Origin of the sequence: Pantoea sp. CTOTU49201 (assembly GCF_032054795.1) — a bacterium.
Taxonomy (GTDB): Bacteria; Pseudomonadota; Gammaproteobacteria; order Enterobacterales; family Enterobacteriaceae; genus Pantoea; species Pantoea symbiotica.
In genome coordinates, this window is sequence record NZ_DAMBSA010000457.1 from 1 (window position 1) to 3491 (window position 3491).

General features: G+C 54.0%; 3 protein-coding genes and 1 pseudogene. 2 read left to right on the top strand and 2 right to left on the bottom strand.

What is annotated here, in order from left to right; genetic code table 11:
* Positions 1-1471 (bottom strand): annotated as a pseudogene (locus RTY00_RS22040) (amine oxidase); the annotation flags it as partial.
* A gap of 379 nt (positions 1472-1850) precedes the next feature.
* Between RTY00_RS22040 and RTY00_RS22045 the strand changes: the two are divergent.
* Positions 1851-1973 (top strand): hypothetical protein, encoded by a 123-nt coding sequence (locus RTY00_RS22045; protein WP_255421536.1) that lies wholly within the window; start codon positions 1851-1853, stop codon positions 1971-1973.
* Between the two features lie 113 nt (positions 1974-2086).
* Positions 2087-2311 carry a hypothetical protein gene (locus tag RTY00_RS22050; protein WP_008103158.1) on the top strand — a complete coding sequence of 75 codons (225 nt, stop codon included), beginning with the start codon at positions 2087-2089 and terminating at the stop codon, positions 2309-2311.
* On the opposite strand, the gene RTY00_RS22055 is transcribed toward RTY00_RS22050, so the two are convergent.
* On the bottom strand, positions 2308-3491 hold a 1184-nt coding region (locus RTY00_RS22055; protein WP_312666242.1), incomplete at its 5' end, for an MmgE/PrpD family protein. The genes RTY00_RS22050 and RTY00_RS22055 overlap by 4 nt on opposite strands.

Here is a 3491-nt window from a genome sequence, read left to right on the forward strand (position 1 = left end):
GCAACGGCAGCGCCATCGGCGTGTAAAACCACACCAGCGGCGTTTCATCGTCATCAAGCAGTTCGGCCAGCAGCGGTTGCAGTACGGCGATTTGGCTATCGTGAAAGCCAGGCGCGGCCACATCGGTATGCGGCTCGATCACCGTCACATTGGGTGCGGGCTGATATTGGCGTAACGCGGCTTCACCGGGCTGATAAATCGGCTCTTCGATAAACACAATGCGGTGGAACTGGGCGAGTCGCGACAACAGATGCTGTGGACGTTGAAAGACAAATCCCCAACGTAAATGACTGAATACCACTAATACGGATTGATTCATGACGCTTTCCTTTGGCCTGCTATTTGGGATGATAAGTCTCTGAAAACGGGCTAATACTCGTTGTGATTGCTGTAATGACGCGGCATAAACCGGGTTCAGCAGACGCTTTTTGTGAGGATCGACATCCCACAATCCGCTGCGTGGCCAGTCTTCGAGATCTTCCCAAAGCGGGCGATCGATAATCGGGTAGAGGCAGATGCCGCGAATATCACAGCCGTTGAGCTGGGCTTGCGCGACATCGGCGGCCACTTGTGCAAGCCAGGCGGCGCGTCCGCTGCCGACGTGGCTGGTTTCTGCCAGCAAAATGGGCCGTTGATAACGCTGAGTTAATTGCGCCAGCAGCGGATGCAGCGGCACGCGGCGCGCATCGCCCAGATGCCACTCCAGCCGACAGCCGGATCCGGTGAGCCACTGATTGCCGTGGTAATAATTGGCGCCAACCACATCGAGATAGTGCGGCTTGCCGCCGAGTTCCGGTTCGCGCAAACCGGCGATCATGTCCCAGGCCTGATATTGCGAAGCGTTGATATCGCGGGTGCGCTGCCGACACGCATCGCTATCTTCATCTGGCACCACGTGAATAATCGGGTCGCAGTGCAGGAAACGCGCACGCGGATCAACGCGGCGAATGGCAGCGCAACCTGCCAACGTGGCGCGAATTAATTGACGCTTAATTTCATCGGGATCGCTGTGTACATTATTGCCAAACAGGCCGACAGAAATTCCCCATGCCATAAATGAGATTTCATTCATCGGCGAATAAATCGGTGCGTCTTCATAATATTCCGCGAGAAATAACGCTATGTGCTGACAAAATGCGGCGAAGCGCGGCACAAATTCGCTGGAAAATAAGGTTAAGTCGTCCGGCCAACCGTAATGGCAAAAGGTCCAGTTAATTTGTACGCCAAATGAGCGTGCTGAATTCATGCGTTTTTTTAAACTTTCGAGCGTGGTTTGCGGTTCCATTTCCGCCAGTCGCCAGCCAATACTTTCGCGGGCGGAGGTAATGCCAAACTGCTGCAGCGCGGCGTAATCGTTATGGTATTGCGATAAATGATCGGTCAGCGCATTCATTGAAAGCCGTTCGCCGAAGGGATTGATATGATCCGCTCCCTCATAACCGGCTTGCCAAAAGCTGGAAAATGGCGGCATGGTGTTCCCCCGGAATAAAATTCAGGAAAGTGAAATAAATAAAAGAAGTTAACTGCTTTGTTTATGGGGCGCGCATGAATGCGCGCCTTACGGAAATAGCACGAATCTCGTAGGGTCGCCATTAATGGCGACCGAGGAAAGTAGCTATTGAATCTAATTAAAATTATAACCACGCTTTAGCTTAACGCAAATCGCTGAGATGAAAAGAATATAAGCCAAGCGTTGATTTTGCTTATATAAGTGAAGCGGCATGAGAAGTTAAATAATTAATTGCTTCACTATTTCTTACGCTTAACTCACATAATGAAAAGAAGGGCGATTATTAATTTATTTCGTCACTACACTTTAATTAACCCACTTCGGGTTTACGGAGGTACCTATGTCAGAACGTCCAGATGATGATGTAATTCCACTGCCAGGTGATGATGAAACATTACCTGACGAAGATGATGATTTACCCCGCGATACTGAATTCCCTGAAGATCAGCAACCTAAAATCTGAAAATGGGTCGAGCCGCCGCTGGCGGCTCACTATTTAGAGTGCACTCTGCTGTAATTCCCCCATAATACCTCTCCAGGATTCATTTATTTTTTAACACTTAAGGGAGAGATACGATGGTCAACGACTATTTCACACAGCCAGCGATTGGCGTCACGGTTGAGCAACACAAGCGCACCGTTGCGGTTGCGGCGGCATTAGCGGTGGCAAAAGAGTCAGTTAGCGCCTCAACCTCTGCCAGCGGATCAAAGGCATCGTGGGATTTGCAGGCGGTTGCCAATGAGATCGCAAATCTGGCCGATGCCATTCAGGATGCGCTGGAGCCGGTCGAAACGCTCTAACCCAGCAACTGAGTTAATTGCGCCAGATGCGCGCTGTTAGCCAGCTCGCTGTTGTTCAGCAGTTGTTGCTGGCGTTGCGGAGATTCCTGCTGCAGTGCCGCACGCAGCTTGCCTGCCACATCCACCGCATCGGCCAGCGATTGCTGACGTGTGCGGTGATGCTGCAACTGCGAGCCATCGCGTAGCGTAATCGTCACCAGATGAAAACGCAGCGCCGGATTAATTGCATCCGGTGGCGCATTTTCATCTGGCATACGAAGTACTTTGGCCGCCAGCGGCATCACTTCCTGATTCAACTCGCCTTCGGCAAAATCCTGCAAGCGCAAATCGCCGTAAATCAGCATCGCGGCAATCACGTATTCCAGACTGAAACGCGCTTCAATGCCGTTGGTCGGTACGCGCACCGATGCGGCGATATCGCCGCCCGGCGGAAACGCCACGCTAATCTCGCTAATGCTTTGCAGCAATGTTTCCAGTGATTTACCGCTCGCCAGCCATTCATTGCGCAAGATGCGCGTGGCTTCGGCGGCGCTGTGCGTACCGGCGCAGGTGGGGAAGGGTTTGAACTCCAGTCCAGGCGTAACGATACGCCACGGCTGCGCCCAGTTATCAATCAGCTTTTCCGGCTGCGCCTGGCCGTTGCTGGTAGCAGAGATGAATGCCTCAATTACGCCATCCTGCTTGCCATCAAAACCCGCCAGCGTCAGTTGTGCGGCGGTCACCGCGCGTTCAGCCGCAAACCCGGCGTGCAGCGGCTTGACTGCCGAACCAAACTGCGCGCGTAAACCGCTGGCCTGCGTGGTGGCGATGCCGAGCAGCGTTGCGGTGGCAGAGACATCTAATGCCAGCAACCGCGCCAGCGCGGCGGCGGCGGCAACCGTGCCGAGCGTCGCGGTGTTGTGATTGCCTAAGGCGTAATGCTGCTGGCTGACGGCGAGACCTAAACGTCCAGCGACTTCCACGCCAATCGCGTAGGCATCAAGGAACTGATCCAGCTCCGATGGCTGTAGCTGCTGCCAGGCAAACAGCGCGGGCAGAATCACCACGCTGGGATGCCCGCGAAAATCCGCATGAAAATCATCGTAATCCAGCGCGTGGCTGGCATATCCGAGCAGCAGGGCGTTGGCTCGCGCGCTGCCGTCGCCATATACGCTGCGCAGCGCCGGTAATCCGCTGTCTG

Excerpts from the sequence above, each read along its gene's own strand:
- RTY00_RS22045 (WP_255421536.1), top strand. The coding sequence starts at position 1,851 with ATGTCAGAACGTCCAGATGATGATGTAATTCCACTGCCAGGTGATGAT.
- RTY00_RS22050 (WP_008103158.1), top strand. The coding sequence starts at position 2,087 with ATGGTCAACGACTATTTCACACAGCCAGCGATTGGCGTCACGGTTGAG.